General features: G+C 39.9%; 1 protein-coding gene. It reads right to left on the bottom strand.

Going from position 1 to position 1,269, the window contains the following annotated elements:
• Positions 1 to 20: 20 nt before the first annotated feature.
• A complete protein-coding gene (locus tag QUA53_RS29015) occupies positions 21 to 1,163 on the bottom strand; it encodes an IS4 family transposase (protein ID WP_333101328.1) in 1,143 nt (380 codons plus the stop codon).
• Positions 1,164 to 1,269 lie beyond the last annotated feature (106 nt).

The following is a 1,269-nucleotide window of genomic DNA, read 5'->3' as shown; positions in this document are numbered from 1 at the left end:
TTGACGGGGTGACAACCCCGTCAAAAGCTTGATAAAATCAAGGACATAGCCCTGTACCCCCTCTGGAAGAATGGCAGCTTATTACGTCTCATGCTCATTAATTCACCAACTATTTCTTGACAAAATTCCATGCCGACTACCCAACATTGACCATATAATCCAACCCAAAAACTGCTGTGCCGAGGTTGCGAGCGCAACCTCTCAGTAACACGACCAATATATTTCTGAATTCCCATAAGCTTGAGCTTACGTCCCTGTAAAATAGCGCAACTGTAAGCCAAAGCTATTAATAAAATTAAAGTTTTTAGGCGGTCGTCACAAGCATGACTTTTTTCTAAATTGTAGCCTCCTGTTTTACAGTCTTTAAACATGGCTTCGATACCACTTCGACATTTAAACGCGGACACAGCTTTTTTTAAAGTCCCTATATTTGTGAGCAAATACCAGCCTTCATCTTCACCACTAGCTCGATATTTGCGTCGCCAATAACCGGCGATATCAAACAAACCAAATCCCTTTTGTTTTGTAACTTTAACTCCTTTCAAATAAAAGCTCGTTCCAGGTACTAAACCACACTCACTTAAGCGCTTAAATTCCTCTCCCTCTTCTTGAATATATCGCCCCTGTTTTACTCTCAAAACAAACGTTACATTCTTTTCACACAGCCAACGTGCCAGCTTCACACTCCCGAATTCTCTGTCTCCTAATACCACAATTTGATATTTTTTTAGCAGGCTGAGAATCGGACGAATTAAAAGCTGTTGTTCTTGGAGGTTACTACTCCCTCGTTTTGATAATATTTGCCAGTATAAGGGTAAGGCTCTGTGTTCCCAAATTAGGCTAATCACAAAGATATTTTTGTCCCGCCACTGGGTTCTATCAATGGCAACCATTAACTGTTTCTTATTTTTCCCATGAATTCTTAAGATATATTTAATTAGAGGAAACCAAATCTTCTCAATCTTGAGGATTGGTAATTTGAGAAATCTTTGAATCCCACGTCGTCGGCTCTCAAACATGATCGGGTATGGCATCAATGTCGCCAATAACTCAATACTTACTTGTTTATGAACTTGGAGTAGAAAAACTAAAATTGTCAGAGTTAAGTATTCGGTCTTTTTGAGTTGCTGTTGGAAACAGATTTGGTAAGATGAAGGTAGCATTTTAATAGATGGGGCTTCTTGACAATACTGACCCCATCTTTTTTTACCATAAATCGGTCTAACCTGCTTCAGCTAGGGGTTTTGACGGGGTTGTCACCCCGTCAGA

The organism is Microcoleus sp. Pol12B3, assembly GCF_036701355.1.
GTDB lineage: Bacteria > Cyanobacteriota > Cyanobacteriia > Cyanobacteriales > Microcoleaceae > Microcoleus.
Note: the sequence above shows the minus strand (reverse complement) of the source record. Positions and strands in the feature narration are given on the sequence as shown.

Excerpts from the sequence above, each read along its gene's own strand:
- QUA53_RS29015 (WP_333101328.1), bottom strand. The coding sequence starts at position 1,163 with ATGCTACCTTCATCTTACCAAATCTGTTTCCAACAGCAACTCAAAAAG.